This is a genomic window from Brevundimonas sp. (assembly GCF_041648115.1).
Classification (GTDB): domain Bacteria; phylum Pseudomonadota; class Alphaproteobacteria; order Caulobacterales; family Caulobacteraceae; genus Brevundimonas.
In genome coordinates this window covers 41,622-58,727 of the sequence record NZ_JBAZPR010000015.1, presented here as the reverse complement: position 1 = coordinate 58,727, position 17,106 = coordinate 41,622, and the positions used below count along the sequence as shown (strand labels likewise).

General features: G+C 67.5%; 21 protein-coding genes and 1 other RNA gene. 9 read left to right on the top strand and 13 right to left on the bottom strand.

Annotation, left to right across the window (positions count from 1 at the left end):
* Positions 1 to 23: 23 nt before the first annotated feature.
* Both WC597_RS14140 and WC597_RS14135 read left to right on the top strand, forming a co-directional pair.
* Positions 24 to 713 carry an SDR family NAD(P)-dependent oxidoreductase gene (locus WC597_RS14140; protein ID WP_372694237.1) on the top strand — a complete coding sequence of 230 codons (690 nt, stop codon included), beginning with the start codon at positions 24 to 26 and terminating at the stop codon, positions 711 to 713.
* 50 nt (positions 714 to 763) lie between these two features.
* Positions 764 to 2,020 (top strand): S41 family peptidase, encoded by a 1,257-nt coding sequence (locus tag WC597_RS14135; protein ID WP_372694235.1) that lies wholly within the window; start codon positions 764 to 766, stop codon positions 2,018 to 2,020.
* A 1-nt stretch (position 2,021) separates the two neighbouring features.
* Here WC597_RS14135 and WC597_RS14130 read toward each other — a convergent pair whose 3' ends face one another.
* The 6 genes from WC597_RS14130 to tkt all read right to left on the bottom strand — a co-directional run bounded on the left by WC597_RS14130 (position 2,022) and on the right by tkt (position 9,207).
* On the bottom strand, positions 2,022 to 2,255 hold the full coding sequence (locus tag WC597_RS14130) for a YbdD/YjiX family protein (protein WP_372694233.1): 234 nt from the start codon (positions 2,253 to 2,255) through the stop codon (positions 2,022 to 2,024).
* Entirely contained in the window at positions 2,248 to 4,335 is a 2,088-nt protein-coding gene (locus tag WC597_RS14125) for a carbon starvation CstA family protein (protein WP_372694231.1), read from the bottom strand. The genes WC597_RS14130 and WC597_RS14125 overlap by 8 nt, the downstream gene beginning before the upstream one ends.
* A gap of 261 nt (positions 4,336 to 4,596) precedes the next feature.
* Positions 4,597 to 5,793 (bottom strand): formate-dependent phosphoribosylglycinamide formyltransferase, encoded by a 1,197-nt coding sequence (purT, locus tag WC597_RS14120; protein WP_372694229.1) that lies wholly within the window; start codon positions 5,791 to 5,793, stop codon positions 4,597 to 4,599.
* Positions 5,794 to 5,797: 4 nt separating this feature from the next.
* The gene (locus WC597_RS14115) at positions 5,798 to 6,202 is read right to left on the bottom strand and encodes a VOC family protein (protein ID WP_372694227.1); all 405 of its coding nucleotides are present in this window, start codon (positions 6,200 to 6,202) and stop codon (positions 5,798 to 5,800) included.
* Positions 6,199 to 7,044, bottom strand: a complete 846-nt coding sequence (locus WC597_RS14110; RefSeq protein WP_372694225.1) for an alpha/beta hydrolase — start codon at positions 7,042 to 7,044, stop codon at positions 6,199 to 6,201. Before WC597_RS14110 ends, WC597_RS14115 begins: the two co-directional genes overlap by 4 nt.
* A 171-nt stretch (positions 7,045 to 7,215) precedes the next feature.
* A complete protein-coding gene (tkt, locus tag WC597_RS14105; RefSeq protein WP_372694223.1) occupies positions 7,216 to 9,207 on the bottom strand; it encodes a transketolase in 1,992 nt (663 codons plus the stop codon).
* A gap of 94 nt (positions 9,208 to 9,301) precedes the next feature.
* Here tkt and WC597_RS14100 point away from each other — a divergent pair, with 94 nt between their 5' ends.
* The 7 genes from WC597_RS14100 to WC597_RS14070 all read left to right on the top strand — a co-directional run bounded on the left by WC597_RS14100 (position 9,302) and on the right by WC597_RS14070 (position 12,358).
* Positions 9,302 to 9,550, top strand: coding sequence for a hypothetical protein (locus tag WC597_RS14100; protein WP_372694221.1), 249 nt, complete (start codon positions 9,302 to 9,304; stop codon positions 9,548 to 9,550).
* Entirely contained in the window at positions 9,550 to 9,870 is a 321-nt protein-coding gene (locus WC597_RS14095; protein WP_372694219.1) for a cell division protein ZapA, read from the top strand. The genes WC597_RS14100 and WC597_RS14095 overlap by 1 nt, the downstream gene beginning before the upstream one ends.
* Positions 9,871 to 9,930: 60 nt before the next feature.
* A non-coding RNA gene (gene ssrS, locus WC597_RS14090) (6S RNA) lies at positions 9,931 to 10,093 on the top strand.
* 205 nt (positions 10,094 to 10,298) lie between these two features.
* Complete coding sequence (locus tag WC597_RS14085) at positions 10,299 to 10,856, top strand: 5-formyltetrahydrofolate cyclo-ligase (RefSeq protein WP_372694217.1); 558 nt, start codon at positions 10,299 to 10,301, stop codon at positions 10,854 to 10,856.
* Positions 10,857 to 10,887: 31 nt separating this feature from the next.
* Positions 10,888 to 11,121, top strand: a complete 234-nt coding sequence (vapB, locus tag WC597_RS14080; protein ID WP_372694215.1) for a type II toxin-antitoxin system VapB family antitoxin — start codon at positions 10,888 to 10,890, stop codon at positions 11,119 to 11,121.
* Complete coding sequence (locus tag WC597_RS14075; RefSeq protein ID WP_372694213.1) at positions 11,118 to 11,540, top strand: type II toxin-antitoxin system VapC family toxin; 423 nt, start codon at positions 11,118 to 11,120, stop codon at positions 11,538 to 11,540. The genes vapB and WC597_RS14075 overlap by 4 nt, the downstream gene beginning before the upstream one ends.
* The gene (locus tag WC597_RS14070) at positions 11,537 to 12,358 is read left to right on the top strand and encodes a TIGR00282 family metallophosphoesterase (RefSeq protein ID WP_159849512.1); all 822 of its coding nucleotides are present in this window, start codon (positions 11,537 to 11,539) and stop codon (positions 12,356 to 12,358) included. The genes WC597_RS14075 and WC597_RS14070 overlap by 4 nt, the downstream gene beginning before the upstream one ends.
* 4 nt (positions 12,359 to 12,362) lie before the next feature.
* On the opposite strand, the gene WC597_RS14065 is transcribed toward WC597_RS14070, so the two are convergent.
* The 7 genes from WC597_RS14065 to WC597_RS14035 all read right to left on the bottom strand — a co-directional run bounded on the left by WC597_RS14065 (position 12,363) and on the right by WC597_RS14035 (position 16,915).
* Positions 12,363 to 13,439 carry a glycosyltransferase family 4 protein gene (locus WC597_RS14065; RefSeq protein ID WP_372694211.1) on the bottom strand — a complete coding sequence of 359 codons (1,077 nt, stop codon included), beginning with the start codon at positions 13,437 to 13,439 and terminating at the stop codon, positions 12,363 to 12,365.
* 64 nt (positions 13,440 to 13,503) lie between these two features.
* On the bottom strand, positions 13,504 to 14,076 hold the full coding sequence (locus WC597_RS14060) for a tyrosine-protein phosphatase (protein ID WP_372694209.1): 573 nt from the start codon (positions 14,074 to 14,076) through the stop codon (positions 13,504 to 13,506).
* On the bottom strand, positions 14,073 to 14,507 hold the full coding sequence (locus WC597_RS14055; protein WP_372694207.1) for a hypothetical protein: 435 nt from the start codon (positions 14,505 to 14,507) through the stop codon (positions 14,073 to 14,075). The genes WC597_RS14060 and WC597_RS14055 overlap by 4 nt, the downstream gene beginning before the upstream one ends.
* Positions 14,508 to 14,512: 5 nt before the next feature.
* Complete coding sequence (locus WC597_RS14050; protein WP_372694205.1) at positions 14,513 to 14,860, bottom strand: hypothetical protein; 348 nt, start codon at positions 14,858 to 14,860, stop codon at positions 14,513 to 14,515.
* Positions 14,861 to 14,920: 60 nt separating this feature from the next.
* A complete protein-coding gene (locus tag WC597_RS14045; protein WP_372694203.1) occupies positions 14,921 to 16,312 on the bottom strand; it encodes a cytochrome P450 in 1,392 nt (463 codons plus the stop codon).
* Between the two features lie 28 nt (positions 16,313 to 16,340).
* Positions 16,341 to 16,655: a type II toxin-antitoxin system RelE/ParE family toxin gene (locus WC597_RS14040; protein WP_372694201.1), complete on the bottom strand. Its 315-nt coding sequence runs from the start codon at positions 16,653 to 16,655 to the stop codon at positions 16,341 to 16,343.
* Between the two features lie 5 nt (positions 16,656 to 16,660).
* Complete coding sequence (locus WC597_RS14035; RefSeq protein WP_372694199.1) at positions 16,661 to 16,915, bottom strand: type II toxin-antitoxin system ParD family antitoxin; 255 nt, start codon at positions 16,913 to 16,915, stop codon at positions 16,661 to 16,663.
* Between the last annotated feature and the right edge of the window lie 191 nt (positions 16,916 to 17,106).

Here is a 17,106-nt window from a genome sequence, read left to right as displayed (position 1 = left end):
ATTGAGCGATGGAGCGGCGGACGATGAGGGATGCAGCGGCGGTCGTCATCGGGTCTTCGGGCGGGATCGGCGCCGCCTTGGCCGACGCAGTAGAGCGCGGCGGGGATTATGCGACGGTCCACAGGCTGTCGCGATCCCAGGGCGGCCTCGACCTGGAAGACGAAGCCTCCATCGCCGCTGCTGCTGGCCTGGTAGGAAAGGGGCCGTCCGTGCGCCTGGTCCTGATCGCGACCGGCGTGCTGCATGATGGGTTCGAACCGGAACGGTCCTTCAAGGCAATGACGGCCGAGCATCTGATGCGGGACTATCGGATCAACGCCGTGGGGCCGGCCCTGGTCGCCAAACATTTCGCGCCGCTGATGCCGCGCAATGAGAGGGCGGTGTTCGCGGCCCTGTCGGCGCGGGTGGGATCGATTTCCGACAATCGGCTGGGCGGGTGGCACGCCTATCGCGCGTCAAAGGCGGCGCTGAACATGATCCTGCGCAATCTGGCCATCGAGATGGCGCGCAGTCACCCGATGGCGGTGATCGCCGGCCTTCACCCCGGCACGGTGGATACGGGGCTGAGCGCGCCGTTCCAGAAGGGGGTGGCCGAGGGCAAGCTGTTCACAGCCGACCATTCCGCAGAGCGGTTGCTGGCGGTGTTGTCGGACCTGACCCCGGCCGACAGCGGCGGAGTCTTCGCCTGGGACGGGAAACGCGTCCCGGAATGACGCGCAGTCGTGACTTGAGCGCGAGAGGCTTAGAGCGTCAGATGCCGTCCATGCGTCTCAGAGCTTCCGCCCGGATTTTCAGCCTCCTGTTGCTCGGCCTGCCGCTGAGCGTTCCGGCCGTGGCCCAGCCCGTCCTCAATCAGGTCGCGGCGCCGCCGACTCGCGAGCGCGTGCGGCTGAACCAGAGGGTGTTCGACCGGGTGTGGACCGAGGTCCGGCGCGGCTATTACGAACCGACCCTGCACGGCGTGGACTGGAATGCGGCGCGGGCGCAGTTCCGGCCCCAGGCCCTGGCGGCGACCGACGAGCGAGGGCTGTACCGGGTCGTCAACCAGATGCTGGAACTGCTGGACGACGGTCATGCCGCCGCCAGTCCGCCGGCTGCGGTTCGGCGTCAGGAGGCGCAGTTCGCCCGGCGCGCCGTGATGGGGCTGACCCTGATGCGGGGCCAGACGCCCGACGACTGGACCGTCGAACGCATCCGCCCCGGCTCTCCGGCTGAGGAGGCGGGGGTGCAGTTGGGCTGGGCCTTGAACAGCGTGGACGGTCAACCCTGGGGCCCGGATGTCGAGACGCACGAGGGCGTGCCGGTGCATCTGGTCCTGACCGACGAGACGGGGCAGCGTCGCGAGACGACCCTGACGCCGCGCATCATGGATGCGGTCGAGCCCTTCACCGCCGACACCTCGCGGCCCGGCGTGCTGGTGCTGCGGGTCGAGCAGTTCGACAAGGGGCTTGGGCCGTGGATGGGCAGCGAACTGGAAGGTCTGCCCGCCGATGTCGATGTGGTGCTGGACCTGCGCGGCAATCCGGGCGGGCGGCTGATGGAGGCGGAATCGGTCCTGACCTGTTTCCTGCCGCGCGACCAGGTCTGGGCGACGCGGACGGGACGAAGCGGCCGGCCGGTGGTGCTGCGGGCGGCGGGGGACTGCGGCGACCGGCGCGATCCGCTGGCGAACGCCGTCGCGGTTCTGGTGGATCAGGGCAGCCGCAGCGCGGCGGAACTGACGCCTGCGGCCTTACAGGAGGCGCGGCGCGGGATCGTGGTGGGCGAGAAGACGGGCGGATCGGTGCTGATCGCCCAGGAAACCAACCTGCCCGACGGTGGGAAACTGACGCTCAGCCGGGCGGACTTCGTGACCTCGGGCGGCATGCGGCTGGAGAAGCATGGGGTGACGCCGGATATCGCCGCGCCGCGTAGCGTGGCCCAGCGTCGGGCGGGTGACGACCCTGCGATGGAGGCCGCCATCGCCGCATTGCAGGCGGAGGATCGGGCGAGGGCCTCAACCCCCGCCAGCGGCCTCTAGATCAGCAGCATTTGAAGCCGCCGGCGCCGCCGAAGCGGCGCTGTTCGTGCAGGCGGAAGAAGGCCGTCTTGTCCAGCGGCGGCTGGTCGGGATGGGTCGCCGCCGCGTGGGCGACGTAGGTCTCATAGTCCGGCTGGCCGATCATCAGACCGGCCGTGCGCCTGACGCCGCGACCCCACCGCAGGGCGGTATCGCGGCACAGGCAGAGCAGGTCGTCGTTCGAGGGGTTAAGCACGGGCGATGTCCGCCGCTTCGTCGGCCGGCGTCAGGTCGTGCGCTTCGGGATATTCGCGCACGGTCGGCCGGTTGTTCGCATAGGCCTTGCGGCACGCCAGCACGCCGTAGATCACCATGGTGACCACCACGAACAGGAAGCCCGCTGTCAGGACCGAGTTGACGTAGTCGTTGACGATGATGCGGTGCATGTCGCCGACGCTCTTGGCCGGGGCGATCAGTTCGCCGGCGCCCAAAGCCTCCTGATACTTGCGGGCGTGGGCCAGGAAGCCGATGCGGACCTCGGGGTGGAACAGCTTCTGCAAGCCGGCCGTCAGGGTGCAGATCAGCAGCCAGGTCGCCGGGATCATCGTGACCCAGGCGTATCTCTCGCGCTTCATCTTGAACAGGACGACGGTGCCCAGGATCAGGGCCACGGCGGCCAGCATCTGGTTGGCGATGCCGAACAGGGGCCACAGGCTGTTGATGCCGCCCAGCGGATCGACCACGCCGGTGTAGAGGAAATACCCCCACAGACCGACCGTCAGGGCCGTGGCGACCACGTTGGCGCCCCACGACTTGGTCTCGCGCATCTTGGGCACGGCGACGCCCAGCAGGTCCTGGATCATGAAGCGGCAGACACGGGTGCCGGCGTCGACCGTGGTCAGGATGAACAGGGCTTCGAACAGGATGGCGAAGTGATACCAGAAGGCCATCATGGCCTTGCCGCCGATGACGCTGGACAGGATGTGGGCCATGCCGACCGCCAGGGTCGGTGCGCCGCCCGCCCGCGACAGGATCGAGTTCTCGCCCACGTCGCGGGCCAGTTGCTCAAGCTCTCCCGGCGTGATGTGGAAGCCCCACTGGGCGACCGCAGCGGCGGCCGAGACCGCGTCGTTGCCGATGATGGCGACCGGGCTGTTCATGGCGAAATAGACGGCCGGGTCCAGCACCGTGGCGGCGATCAGGGCCATGACGGCGACGAAGCTTTCGCACAGCATGGCGCCATAGCCGATCAGCGGGATCTGGTTCTCGTTCTCCAGCAGCTTGGGCGTGGTGCCCGACGAGATCAGGGCGTGGAAGCCGGAGACCGCTCCGCAAGCAATGGTGATGAACAGGAAGGGGAACAGGGCGCCGGCGAAGACCGGGCCGGTGCCGTCGATGAAGGGGGTGACGGCCGGCATCTGCAGGTGCGGACGCACGATGATGATGCCGATGGCCAGGGCCACAATCGCGCCGATCTTCAGGAAGGTCGACAGATAGTCGCGCGGGGCCAGCAACAGCCACACCGGAATGACCGAGGCGATGAAGCCGTAGATCATCATCAGGATGGCCAGGGTCGGGCCGGTCAGGGTGAAGGCCGGACCCCAGAACGGATCAGCCGCGACATGGCCGCCGCCGATGATGGCCAGGATCAGCAGGACGACGCCGATGACCGAAATCTCGCCCACGCGGCCCGGCCGCAGATAGCGGGTGTACAGGCCCATGAAGATGGCGATTGGGATGGTGGCGGCGACGGTGAAGGTGCCCCAGGGGCTTTCCGCCAGGGCCTTGACCACGACCAGGGCGAGAACGGCCAGGATGATGACCATGATCATCAGCACCCCGACCTGGGCGATGATGCCGGGGATGGTGCCCATTTCGGTGCGGATCATATCTCCGAGAGATTTGCCGTCGCGACGGGTGGACATGAACAGGACGATCATGTCCTGAACCGCGCCCGCCAGAACCACGCCGACCAGGATCCACAGCACGCCGGGCAGATAGCCCATCTGGGCGGCCAGCACCGGCCCGACCAGCGGCCCCGCGCCGGCGATGGCGGCGAAGTGGTGACCGAACAGGACGTTGCGGGGTGTCGGCACATAGTCCAGCCCGTCGTTGCGGCGCATGGCCGGCGTCAGACGTGCGGGGTCCAGCTTCAGCACCTTGTTGGCCAGGAAGCGGGCGTAGAACCGATAGGCGATGGCGTAGGTGCAGACGGCGGCGACCACCATCCAGACCGCGCTGATGCTCTCGCCCTGATGCAGGGCGATGATGCCCAAGGACACGGCCCCCAGAATGGCGATGGCGCCGAAAATTATGGGTGTGCTGAGTTTGCCCACGACAGATCCCTCCCGGCCGGCTGACTGCGGCCCTCGCCCTTGGTTTGCACCACAATGCGGGACAAGGCCAATCGACTAAAGTCGTAGAAATGCAGGATCACAATTCTCCTCCCTGCGGAGCGGGGAGGTGGCGCGGCGCGCCTTCGCGCCGTGACGGAGGGGTTCTGCGACGCATCACATGCGTCCGTGGGACTTCAAGAGCCCCTCCACCACGCTACGCGCGGTCCCCCTCCCCATTGCATGGGGAGGAGACGGTCGGAGTCAGCCCCGCACCACTTTCACGCGCCCGGCGGCTTCTCGCGCCCGTTCGCGGGCTTCCTCGACATCGGCGCCGCGCGCCGTGGCCACGCCCATGCGGCGACGCTCGAAGGCTTCGGGTTTGCCGAACAGGCGCAGGTCGGCGGTGGGGACGGACAGGGCTTCCGCGACACCCTCGAAGGCGACCCCTTGCGCCTCCATGCCGCCGTAGATGACCGCGCTGGCGGCCGGCTCGCGCTGGGTCACATCGACCGGCAGGCCCAGAATGGCACGGGCGTGCAGGGCGAACTCGCTCATGGTCTGGCTGGCCAAGGTGACCAGGCCGGTGTCGTGGGGGCGGGGCGAGACCTCGGAGAACCAGACCTGGTCGCCCTTGACGAACAATTCGACGCCGAAGACCCCGAGGCCACCGAGCGCGTCGGTGACCTTGCCGGCGATGTCCTGCGATGCGGCCAGCGCAACGGGCGTCATGGCCTGGGGCTGCCAGCTCTCGACGTAGTCGCCCTTGACCTGGCGGTGGCCGATTGGAGCGCAGAAGTCCGTGCGGGTTTCGCCGTCGGCGGCGCGCGAGCGGACGGTCAGAAGGGTGATCTCGAAGTCGAAATCGATCCGGCCCTCGACGATGACGCGGGCGCCGGCGACGCGCCCGCTGTCTTGGGCGTAGGTCCAGGCGTCGGCGATCTCATCGGCGCTTTCGACGAAGGATTGCCCCTTGCCGGACGAGGACATGACCGGCTTGACGAAGTTGGGATAGCCGACGGTCTCGGCGCCGGCCGCCAGTTCCTCGGCCGAACCGGCGAAGGCGTAGGGGCTGGTGGCCAGGCCCAGGTCCTCGGCGGCGAGGCGGCGGATGCCCTCGCGGTTCATGGTTAGTTGCACGGCGCGGGCGGTGGGGATGACCACGGCCATGCCGGCGGCCTCGATATCGGCCAGAACCTCGGTGGCGATGGCCTCGATCTCGGGCACGATGAAGTGCGGGGCCTCGGCCATGATCAGGCCGTTCAGCATCTGGGGGTCGGTCATGGGGATGACGTGGCTGCGGTGCGCCACCTGCATGGCCGGGGCGTTGGGATAGCGGTCCACGGCGACGACCTCGACGCCCAGCCGCTGAAGCTCGATGGCGACTTCCTTGCCCAGTTCGCCGGAGCCCAGCAGCATGACGCGGACGGCGGTGTCGGAAAGCGGGGTGCCGAGTTTCATGGCGTCAGGCTCCGGTAGCGGGTTCGATCAGATCCCAGGCGTTGCCGTAGAGGTCTTCGAAGACCACCACCTTGCCATAGGTCTCATGTCGCGGGGTTTCGCGGAAGTGGACGCCGGCGGCAAGCCAGGCGGCGTGGTCGCGCATCAGGTCGTCGGTTTCGAGGAACAGCCAGACGCGGCCGCCGGCCTGGTTTCCGACCTGGGCCTTCTGGTCGTCGGTCGCAGCGCGGGCGAGCAGCAGGCTGGTCTCGCCACCTTTGGGCGTGACCCGCACCCAGCGTTTGCCGCCGCCCATGTCCGTGTCCTCGCTGAGGTCGAAGCCCAGCGTGCCGACATAGAAGGCGATGGCGGCGTCGTAGTCGTGGACCAGCAGGCTGATCGCGCCGAGCCGGTGCATGGGCCGGCTCATTTCGCAGGCTCCGCATAGAGCTGGCGGAAGGCGTCCAGCGCCGCGCCATGATAGATGGTGGCGTGGGTCTCGGTCGGGCGGGGCGTGAAGCTCCAGGTCACGCCGGGCAGGGCGTAGTCGCGCAGATTGGCGGTCAGGACGTCCATCGGCGCCTGCATCTCGGGGCCTTCGTCGCCCAGGGTCAGGATCAGGGTGCGCGGGGCGTTCGACTGGTCGCGCAGGCGGGCGCCGGACTGACGCGCCAGTTCGCCCCCGTCCCACCACAGGCTGGGGCTGACGGCGACATAGGCGTCGAACATCTGGGGTTCCTTGAGGAAGGTCTCGACCACGAACAGGCCGGCGAGGGATTCCCCCATCAGGGCCGTCTCGCCGCTGGTGCGGAAGCGGTTTTCGATGAAGGGCTGGACCTCCTCGGCCAGGAAACGGCGGAAGCGGTCGGACTGGCCTTGCGTCGGATAGCGGGCGATCAGGTCGGGATCGGTGGTCGGCAGGGCCAGTTCGTTGCGGCGGTCCACCGAGGCGATCCCGACCACGATCACGTCGCGGGTCGTGCCGACGACGGTTCCCAGCTGGGCGATGCCCGAGATGTGGTGAAAGTCCTGATCCTGACCGCCGTCGAGGACATAGAGAACGGGATAGGTCTTGCCGCTGTCGGCATAGCCGGGGGGCAGCCAGACGTTGATCTCACGCGTCGCGCCATAGACGTTCGACGGTACGGCCCATGATGATCCGATAACGATAGGCGTGGCGCGGACGCCCATATCGAGAGCTTGGGCATAGGGGGCTGGGGTGAAGGCCGTGGCCACGACTATGGTCAGCAGCAAACCGCGAACCGAAATCATCGACATCTCCACAAGCCGTCCCTCTCCTGCTGGGAGAGGGCTTGAGCGCACGGCGGCGACAGCCGTCGTTCTTGCGCGAAAGGGTGAGGGTCGGGTGGTGCGAACTGGCCCACCAGCCGACCCTCATCCGGCCCTGCGGGCCACCTTCTCCCAACGGGAGAAGGACAGATTTTAGAGTCGCGCCTTGACCGCCGTGACGACGGCGTCGGTCGTGACGCCGAACTTGTCGTACAGGACTTCGGCTGGCGCGCTCGCGCCGAAGCCGGTCATGCCGATGAAGGCGCCGTCTTCGCCGATGAACCGTTCCCAGCCCTGCTTGATCGCGGCTTCCACCGCGACGCGCACGGTGCCGCGGCCGATGACGGAGGCCTGGTAGGCGGCGTCCTGCTGTTCGAACAGTTCGAAACAGGGGACCGAGACGACGCGGGTCGGCGTGCCTTCGGCTTCAAGCTTTTCGGCGGCCTTCAGGGCCAGGGCCAGTTCCGTGCCGGTGCCGAACAGGGTGACCCTGGCCTCGGTCGAGGCGGCCTTGATCTCATAGGCGCCCTTGGCTGAGAGGTTCTCGGTCGCGGCGAGGGTGCGGACGGCGGGGGTCTTCTGGCGCGACAGGGCCATGGCGGAAGGCGCGGTCTTGGTCTCCAGCGCGATCTTCCAGCATTCCATGGCCTCGACCGTGTCGGCGGGGCGGAAGACCATAAGGTTGGGGATGGCGCGTAGGGCCGCCAGATGCTCGACCGGCTGGTGCGTCGGGCCGTCTTCGCCCAGGCCGATCGAGTCGTGCGTCAGGACGTGGATGGCGCGCACGCCCATCAGGGCGCCCAGGCGGATCGCCGGGCGGCTGTAGTCCGAGAAGACCATGAAGGTGCCGGCATAGGGGATGACCCCGCCGTGCAGGGCCAGGCCGTTCATGGCGGCGGCCATGCCGAACTCGCGGATGCCCCAGTTGACGTAGCGGCCCTCATAGGCCGGCGCGTCGAGGATCGGCGTGCCGGCGACGAAGGTGTTGTTCGAGCCGGTCAGGTCGGCCGAGCCGCCGATCAGTTCGGGGATGGCGGCGAAGACTTGGTCCAGGGCGGCGCCTGAGGACTGGCGCGTGGCCTGGGCCGGCTGGGTCTCGATCAGTTCGGCGATCTTGGCGTTCAGGGCGTCGAAGGCGGCCTCGGGCAGGTCGCCCTTCATGGCGCGGGTGAAGTCGGCGGCCTGACCCGAGGCGGCCAGGCGGGCCTCCCACTTCTTGCGGTCCTTGGAGCCGCGACGGCCGACCTTGTGCCAGGCGTCGGCGATGGTCTGGGGCATTTCGAAGGGTTCGTGATCCCAGGCCAGGCCCAGGCGGGTGGCGGCGATCTCGGCCGCGCCCAGGGCGGCGCCGTGGGTCTTGTGGCTGCCTTCCATGGTGGCGGCGCCCTTGCCGATCTTGGTCTTGCAGGCGATCAGCGTCGGCTTGTCCTGACGCGTGGCCCATTTCATGGCGGCCTTGATGGCGTTCATGTCATGGCCGTCGATGGCCTTGACCGCCCAACCGGCGGCCTTGAACCGGGCCTTCTGGTCGGTCGCATCCGACAGGGAGACCTTTCCGTCGATGGTGATCTCGTTGTCGTCCCACAGGACGTGCAGCTTGTTCAGCTTGTAGCGGCCGGCCAGGGCGATGGCTTCCTGCGACACGCCTTCCATCAGGCAGCCGTCGCCGGCGATGACCCAGGTGCGGTGATCGACCAGGTCGTCGCCGTATTTGGCGGCGAGGTGACGCTCGGCCATCGCAAAGCCGACGGAGGTGGCCAGGCCCTGACCCAGCGGGCCGGTGGTGACCTCGACGCCGGGCATGTGGCCGTATTCCGGGTGGCCTGCGGTTTTGGAGCCCCACTGGCGGAAGTTCGACAGTTCTTCCTTGGTCGCGGCCTTGTAGCCGGTCAGGTGCAGCAGGGCGTAGATCAGCATCGAGCCGTGACCGGCCGACAGGATGAAGCGGTCGCGGTCGGCCCAGTCGGGGCGGCTCGCGTCGAACTTCAGGAAGCGGCTGAACAGCACGGTGGCGACGTCGGCCATGCCCATCGGCATGCCGGGGTGGCCCGATTTGGCCTTCTCGACGCCGTCCATGGCGAGGACGCGAATGGCGTTCGCCATCTGCTCGGGCGTGGCCTTTGGTGCGGTTTTGGCGTCGGTCACGGTGGAGACCTCTGTTGGGAAGGCGGAAAAAGGGGGCGCGCCGCTTTACCCCGACGCGTCCTCGGGTTCTATACGCAATTTGAAGGAGCGACCGATGGCAGACGCCACCACGGCCGCAAGGACGCGTATCGACCGCGCCCTGGCCGAACTGGAACGCAAGATCCTGGAGCTGAAGGCGCGCCCCGCCTCGGCGCCCGCCATTGCGGACGACGACCTGTTCGCGCCCCGTGCATCGGATCAGCGCGTCGCCGAACTGGAGGCTGCAGGACGCGAGGCCTCCGACGCCCTGGCCCGCGCCGCCGAGGCCGTGCGCGGCGTGTTGGCTGAAAGCGAGGCCGGCTGATGGCGACGGTGACGGTAGAGGTCAACGGGCGGCCCTATGCGGTGGGTTGCGCCGACGGTCAGGAAGAGCGGGTCCGCATCCTGGCCAAACAGTTCGACAACCAGGTGCGCCAGGTGGCCCAGGACGTGGGCCATGTCGGCGACCTGCGCCTGTTCCTGATGTCCGCCCTGATCCTGGCCGACGAACTGCACGAGGCGCGCCTGAACGGCGGCAAAGCGGGGCCGTCCCCAATGGTCTCGGCACCGGCCTCGACGGATGGGGTCGCCGAGGCGCTGAACGCCGTCGCCGCCCGGATCGAGAAGATCGCCCAGGGGATTTGATCAAAGATTCGACGCAGGCTGGCGCAAGGCGAGGCGACGGCCTATCTTGCTCGACGGCGGGTCTTGCTGCGGCCCACGTCGAAGGCATACATTTCCTCGCGACCTTAATTCACTCAAAGGGATCTGTCCCTGTCCGGGCTTGAGGGCCTGGGCATATGGAGCCCACCTGGCTACCCAGGTTCGAGAGGATTTAAACGCCCTTCACGGTTCTTGCGGCGCCGCCAACTTCTCTCTTTTTTTGTGTGCTACCGCTCGCCGCGCGGCGGCTCGCTGCATGAGCACGCTTGCGCTATCTCTCGCGACACGGTCGCTCCCTGCTTGAGCGCGCGCGCTGACCGGCTGCGGTCGCTCCGCTACTGAGTGCGTTTTGCTATTGCGTGCGCGTCGCTTTGGTTCGCTAGGGTCGGGGCATTGGTAGGGGTGGCCGAATGATCCAGGACAAGCATGAGCTCCGGTCCGCCGCGCGGGCGCTTCGCAAGCGGCTGGCCGAGATCGATCCCCTGGCGGCGTCGCGCGCGGCGGATCATGCGGACGCCTTGCCGCCCGCCGAGATCGTGGCCCTCTATCGCGCCATGGGATCCGAACTGGATGCCGACGCCCTCGCCGTGGCGCTGAACGCCGCCGGCCGCCGGCTGTGTCTGCCGGTGGTGGTCCAGCGCGACGCCCCCATGGAGTTTCGCGCCTGGTCGCCCGGGGAGCCGCTGGAACTGGACGCCGCCGGATGCCCCGCGCCCCTGCCGCTGGCGCAAGTCGTCACGCCCGACCTGATCCTGACGCCCCTGCTGGCCTTCGACGATCAGGGCGGTCGTCTGGGCCAGGGCGGCGGCTATTACGACCGCACCTTCGCCGCCCGCCCCGACGCGCTTCGCATCGGCTTCGCCTACGTCGGCCAGAAGGTCGAGCGGCTGGACCTGGAACCGCACGATGTCCGACTGGATGGGATTCTGACCGAGGCGGGCTATGCGGATTGTGGCATATCCCATTGACATATACATGCGCTAGGCCGATATCGACGCCATGAGCCCTCCGCTGAAAGCCACGGTCTTCAAGTCCAACCGTTCGCAGGCCGTGCGATTGCCCAAGGCCGTCGCCTTTCCCGACGACGTGAAGGAGCTTCGCGTCATCAAGGAGGGCAAGAGCCTGCGCCTGGTGCCGCTGAACGCCTTGTGGGACGACTTCTTTGACCGGCCCGGCATCCCGGACTGGCCGGATCGGGATCAGCCGGGGATGCAAGAGCGGGAGGACTGGTGAGCACCGGCTTTATGCTGGACACCAGCATCTGCATCGACATTTTGCGGACACGCAGCGCTGCGTTGATCAACCGTCTGAAAACCGAGCGCGAGCCGTTGTATCTCTCGACGGTCGTCGTCATGGAACTGGCGGTAGGTCCGAACAAATTGGCGGATCCCCGCCGCGCCGAACTGCTGGAGGCGTTTCTGGCGCGTCTTGACATTCTTCCCTTCGACGAAGACGCCGCACGGCATACGGCGGCCATCCGCGCCGTGCTGGAGCGTCAGGGACGCCCTATCGGACCTTATGACTATCAGATTGCGGGTCACGCCCGCAGTCGGGGGCTGACTGTCGTCACCCGCAACACAGGCGAGTTCGAACGCGTCGCTGGCCTGACGGTCGAGGATTGGTCGGATCGTGCTAAAGGCTTTCACGAATGAGACTGGCATTTTTCGGCGACGTCATCGGCAAGTCCGGTCGTGACGGCATCAGCGATCATCTTCCGGGCCTGAAACGGGACCTGAAGCTCGACTTCGTGGTGATCAATGCGGAGAACGCGGCGGGCGGGTTCGGCATCACCGAGAACACGGCGCGCGAGCTGTTCATGGCGGGCGCGGACTGTCTGACGCTGGGCAACCATTCGTGGGACCAACGCGAGGCGCTGACCTATATCGTGCGTGAGCCGCGCCTGATCCGGCCGGCCAACTATCCGCGCCTGATGGATGCGCCGGGCGCCGGGGCCAATCTGTTCGAGACCCATTCGGGCCGCACCGTTCTGGTCATGAACGTGCTGGGCCGGGTGCATATGGACCCGATGGACGATCCGTTCGGCGCGGTAGAGCGCGAACTGGCCGCTGCTCCGCTGGGCGCTGTCGCCGACGCGGTCATCGTCGACATGCATGCCGAGGTCACGTCCGAGAAGATGGCCATGGGGCATTTCTGCGACGGGCGCGCGTCGCTGGTCGTCGGCACCCACACCCACGTCCCGACCGCCGACTGCCAGATACTGCCCGGCGGCACGGCCTATCAGACCGACGCCGGCGGTTGCTGCGACTATGACAGCGTGATCGGCAACGAGAAGGAAGAGCCGTTGCGGCGCTTCACCACCCGCATCTCGGGCGGTCGCTATATGCCAGCGTCGGGTCCTGCGACCATCTGCGGCGTCTTCGTCGAGACCGACGACAAGACCGGGTTGGCCACGCGCGTCGAGCCGATCCGCGTCGGCGGTCGCCTGTCCCAGGCCGTGCCGGTCCTCTGAGGCCTCAGGCGGCGGCCCGGCGGCGCTCGATCAGGGTCCGGCGCACGGCCTGAAGATCGGCCGCGCGACGCTGGGGCGTATGGGTGGCCAAGACATAGGCTTGGCCCGCGCGCGCCAGGGCCAGCCGTTCCTCGGGCGCCGAGATCAACCGCTTCATCGCCGCCGCCAGCGTCTGCGACGTCACCGCATCGACATAGAGGGCATGCGGCCCGCTGGCTTCGCGCAGGCCCCCGCGGCCGGACGAGATCAGGGCCGCGCCTGCTGCATGGGCCTCGATCGCCGTCAGGCCGAACGGCTCGTCCCAGACCGACGGCGTCAGGGCGATGGCCGCCGTCTGCATCCGCCGCCGCACCTGCGCCAACGGCGCGGACTTCAGCACCTCGACCCGGTCGCCATACCGCTTCAGCGGCGCGACATGCCGGGCGGCCCATTCTGCATGTCTGCCCCAGTCGTTCAGCATCAGCACGGCGCGCCAGTCGGGATGGGCGTCCAGCACGGCGGGCAGGGCGGCGCACAGGACATCGACGCCCTTCTCTGGCATCGCCCGTCCGGCGAAGGCGATCACCGGCTGTCGATCCTCGGGCGAGGCCAGCCAGGCGCCGGCGTCGATGGGATTGGGCACGGCGAACGCCCAGTCTTCCAAGTCGGGGAAGGTGCGCACGAAGGCGTCGCGTTCGGCGATGCTGACGAAGAGCAGGCCGTCCAGCCGATCATAGCGGGCCTTGTAACGCCAGCGGTCGATGGGGTGGCGCGGCGGGCGCAGGGCGTTGTGGCGATAGAGCAGATGGGGCGTCTCGGGCAGGGCCTGCTGCACCGCCATCGCCTGTTTCACCTGCTGATGATGTTCGATCACGTCGGGTCGAAAGGCGCGCAGCCGTTCGATCAAGGTCGGCATGCGGATGCGGCCCGGCGGCAGGGCGTCCACGCCGGGAGCATTGTGATCGTCCGCCCCGACGCAGCAGAAAATGCGCGTCTCGCCAGCCTGGTCGGCGCCCACCATCGTCCGCACGACGGTCTCCATCGAGTTGGGCTGGGCTTCGGAAAAGAGACAGCCCGGAGGGAGCAGGACGGCGGTGCGCAAGGGTTTGATCCGATGGGAGGACCGCGCGACCTATAGACGGTTCGTGGCGGAACGGCGACGGCGTCTAGCTGTTCGGATAGCCCAGTTCCGGCTCCATCCGCTCGAAGGTGCGGTTCATGGCGTAGGCGTCCAGATTTGGCAGGGCGATATGGCCGAAGCGCAGCGACAGCTGATCCTCGGCGCGCGTCTCTCCGCCTCGGGATACGGCGGCGACATAGAAGGCCGACGCCAGGCCCGTGCGATCCGATCCGCCGGCGCAGTGGATCAGCAGAGGCTTTGGCGCATCGCGCATGATGGCGATCAGGGTTCGGACCTCCTGCGGCGTCAGTTCTTCCTTTGACGACATGCGGAAGTTGATGTGCTGGATGCCCAGGCGACGGCTGTCGGCGACCTCGTCATCGTACCAGGGTGAGCCGGGGTTGGGACCACGCAGGTTCAGCACCGTGCGGATTCCGTGTTGGCGCTCCATCCGGTCCAGCAGGCCGGGGCGCGGCTGACCGGCGCGATAGATCTCGCCGGGAATGACGGTGTGGACATTGCCGCTCAAGGCGACGCCGACGATGTAGGCGATTAGGCAGACGAGGCCGATGGCGGCCGAGATCAGCGCCAGCTTCAAGGATGAGACACGGCGGATCACGCGGGGCGCGCTCCGGTGAACCATTTGCGATAGTCAGCCGTGGTGGCGATCAGCAGCACGACCAACAGGCCCAATCGCGCCGCGGTCGAGCCGATCGTGCCCAGGTCCAGCCCGCCCTTGGCGTGCGATTTCGTCAGCAGGTCGCCCATTGTCGCTCCAAAGGGTCGGGTCAGGACGAAGGCGATCCAGAACAGGACGGTGGTCGAGATGCGGGTGAACTTCCAGGCCAGGATGGTCAGGGCGATGCCGCCCGAGATCAGGACATTGCTCCATAGATAACCCAGGCCCGAGGTGTCGGCCAGGAAGTCGCCCAACGCCGTCCCCAGTGTGTTCGACGCCAGGATCGCCAGCCAGTAGAAGGTCTCGACCCCCGGCTCGCGGATATGATCGACCTTCAGCGAGCCATAGGTCAGCCGCCAGGCCGTCAGCACGGCGATCAGGACGCCGGCGATGATCGTCGCGCCCGTGGCGGAGCCCAGGCCCAGGCTGCGATCATGAAGTCGGACAGGGTCGTGCCCGCCGTGCTCGTGGACAGGATGACCAGCCAATAGAGGGCGGGGTGAAACCGCTTGGACCGTAGCTGGGCGACCAGGGTGATGACGAAGAAGGCCAGCAGGATCAGCGAACTGACGGCGTAGCCGACCTTCAGCGTCATCGACACCAGATCGCCGCCGGTCTCGCCGACCGTCGTCGCGCAAATCTTCATCAACCAGAAGGCCAGGGTGACCTTCGCCACCTTGTCCACCGTCCCGGCGGCAGAGGGTTCAGCGGGCGTGGTGCTCATCGCGGCGATCCGGTTTCGACGGTCCACGACGCGCTGGATTTGCGGCCAAGATTGGGCTGATCAGCCCTTGCGCCGCGTCCTCAGGCGCAGTCGCATGGGTTCGCGGCTGCGCAGGGTGATCTGGTGGACCGGGCGGGGCTCGACCGTGGTCAGGGCCTCGACATCTGCGACGCGCAGGATGGCGGCCAGGGCGATCATCGCCTCCTGCAGGGCGAATGCCGCGCCGATGCAGACGCGCGGCCCGGCGCTGAAGGGGATGTAGGCGTAGCGGTCGATGCTCTTGCGGTTTTGCGGCAGGAAGCGTTCGGGTTTGAAGGCGTCGGGGTCGTCCCACAGTCGCTTGTGGCGCTGGAGGATCCACGGCGAGATGATGACGGTGGCGCCGGCCTTGATCGTCTGCCCGCCGATCTCGTCGTCGGCCAGGGCCTTGCGGGCCATGGTTGGGGCGGGCGGGAACAGGCGCATCGTCTCCTCCAGCACGGCGCGGGTCCAGGGCAGGGCGTCGGCCCATTTCGGATCGGAGACGTCGAAGGCGTCGGCCTCGGCCTGAAGATGCGCCAGATACTCCGGCTGGCGTGACAGCAGGTGCAGGGTCCAGCCCAGGGCGCGGGCCGTGGTTTCGTGCCCCGCCAGGATGAAGGTCAGGATGTTGGCGGCGACCTCTTCATCCGACAAGCCGGGTCCGCCGTTATCATCCCTGGCCAGCAGCAGGGCGCTGAGCAGATCGGCCGGCGGGGCGTCGCCCGTTTCGATGCGCGCACGACGGGCTTCGACCAGCGTGGTGACGCGCTGCTCGAAGAAACGGGCTGAGCGGAAGCTGGCCAGTCGGCCCAGGCGCGGGGCCCAGTCCGGCGCGCCCAGCACGTCCAGCGGATCGATGCGTGCGCCATTGGCCAGGAACTGGTTCAGCGCCCGCTCGAACCCGCGCGCCTCGCCGCCCAGTTCGTCCGAGAACATGGTCGCCGACAGGATGTCGAAGGTCAGGCCCGACATCTCGCTGTCGATATCCAGCACTCGCCCCCGCGCCGACAGAGACCAGGCGGCGACGCGCGCGTGACAGACCTCGGCCATACGGGCGTTCAGCGTCGCCATCTTGGCCGGGGTGAACAGGGGCGCCAGGATGCGCCGGGCGCGTCGCCAGACCTCGCCCTCGGTCAGCAGCAGGCCCTCGGCCAGCATCGGCCCCAACACTCGGCGTTGCAGGTCGCCCTTCTCGTAGTTGGCGGCGTTTTCGGTCAGGACGTGCCGAACGCCCTCGGGATGGCTGACCACCAGGATTTCGCCGAAGGCGCTATTTCCATGCAGTTGCTGCTCGGTGAAATGCCGTTCGGACCACATCTGGATCGGGTCGCGCCAGCTGATCCACAGAAAGGGCAGCAGCGACAGGGGCTTGCCCGTCCGCCGGGGCGGTATGGCGGGGCGGAAGATGGTGTCGGCGGTCGTCGCGTCCATAGGACGGTCCCTCAAGCAAATCGCCGGCTCAGCCGGGCGCATCGTCCCTGAAACGCGCGATCTGGTGCATGCGTTCATGCAGGATCGTCACGATCCCGACGGCGCCATCCGACAATATGCGCCAATAGACGTAATGATGTTCGCATCGTGTGTAGAAGCCCTCGACGCCGAACTCGGCGGGGATCGCGCGCCATGCGATACGGCGGGCCGCAATGTCCTCGAAACACGCAAACAGACGACGGATATGGGTCTGCCCTTGTACCTCTCCCCAGGTCTCGCAGCTGTAGGCGTAGATGTCGTCAAGCCGACGGCTGGCCCCTTCCTGAATTCGAAAGTCGGCCACGTTGGTCAGCGTCGGGCGCGAGCGAACACGGCGTCGGCGTCGAGAGCCGTGTAGCTGGACTCAGGCGCAGCGAAGGCAGACGTCAGCTCGGCTTTGAGCCGTTCGAAACTCGCAGCCTCGACCCGCTCCCGGTCACGTCTGATGAGGTCGCGGACATACTCGCTGACGTTCTCATAGGCGCCGTCCCTGCCCACGTTTTGTGAAACGAAGTCACTCAACGGGCCGGTGACGCGGACGTTCAAGGTCATAGAGTTTGGCACGGCGCTCTCCTCGTTCCTCAATATGAGGGATATTGAGGACACTGCAAGTGGCCTGAAGCCTGCCGATCAATGACGTCAGCGAGGGCGTGACGCCCTGGCGATGGCGCCGAGCAACCGCGCCATATCTTCAGCGGCCGAATCCTTCGCGCGTTGGTTTGAGGGTGCGGGTTTCAAAACCGGGGCCGACGGCG

Bases quoted from the DNA above. Each gene is read 5' to 3' on its own strand.
- WC597_RS14140 (WP_372694237.1), top strand. From the start codon at position 24: ATGAGGGATGCAGCGGCGGTCGTCATCGGGTCTTCGGGCGGGATCGGC.
- WC597_RS14135 (WP_372694235.1), top strand. From the start codon at position 764: ATGCGTCTCAGAGCTTCCGCCCGGATTTTCAGCCTCCTGTTGCTCGGC.
- purT (WP_372694229.1), bottom strand. From the start codon at position 5,793: ATGAAACTCGGCACCCCGCTTTCCGACACCGCCGTCCGCGTCATGCTG.
- WC597_RS14115 (WP_372694227.1), bottom strand. From the start codon at position 6,202: ATGAGCCGGCCCATGCACCGGCTCGGCGCGATCAGCCTGCTGGTCCAC.
- WC597_RS14110 (WP_372694225.1), bottom strand. From the start codon at position 7,044: ATGATTTCGGTTCGCGGTTTGCTGCTGACCATAGTCGTGGCCACGGCC.
- WC597_RS14100 (WP_372694221.1), top strand. From the start codon at position 9,302: ATGGCAGACGCCACCACGGCCGCAAGGACGCGTATCGACCGCGCCCTG.
- WC597_RS14095 (WP_372694219.1), top strand. From the start codon at position 9,550: ATGGCGACGGTGACGGTAGAGGTCAACGGGCGGCCCTATGCGGTGGGT.
- WC597_RS14085 (WP_372694217.1), top strand. From the start codon at position 10,299: ATGATCCAGGACAAGCATGAGCTCCGGTCCGCCGCGCGGGCGCTTCGC.
- vapB (WP_372694215.1), top strand. From the start codon at position 10,888: ATGAGCCCTCCGCTGAAAGCCACGGTCTTCAAGTCCAACCGTTCGCAG.
- WC597_RS14070 (WP_159849512.1), top strand. From the start codon at position 11,537: ATGAGACTGGCATTTTTCGGCGACGTCATCGGCAAGTCCGGTCGTGAC.
- WC597_RS14050 (WP_372694205.1), bottom strand. From the start codon at position 14,860: ATGAGCACCACGCCCGCTGAACCCTCTGCCGCCGGGACGGTGGACAAG.
- WC597_RS14045 (WP_372694203.1), bottom strand. From the start codon at position 16,312: ATGGACGCGACGACCGCCGACACCATCTTCCGCCCCGCCATACCGCCC.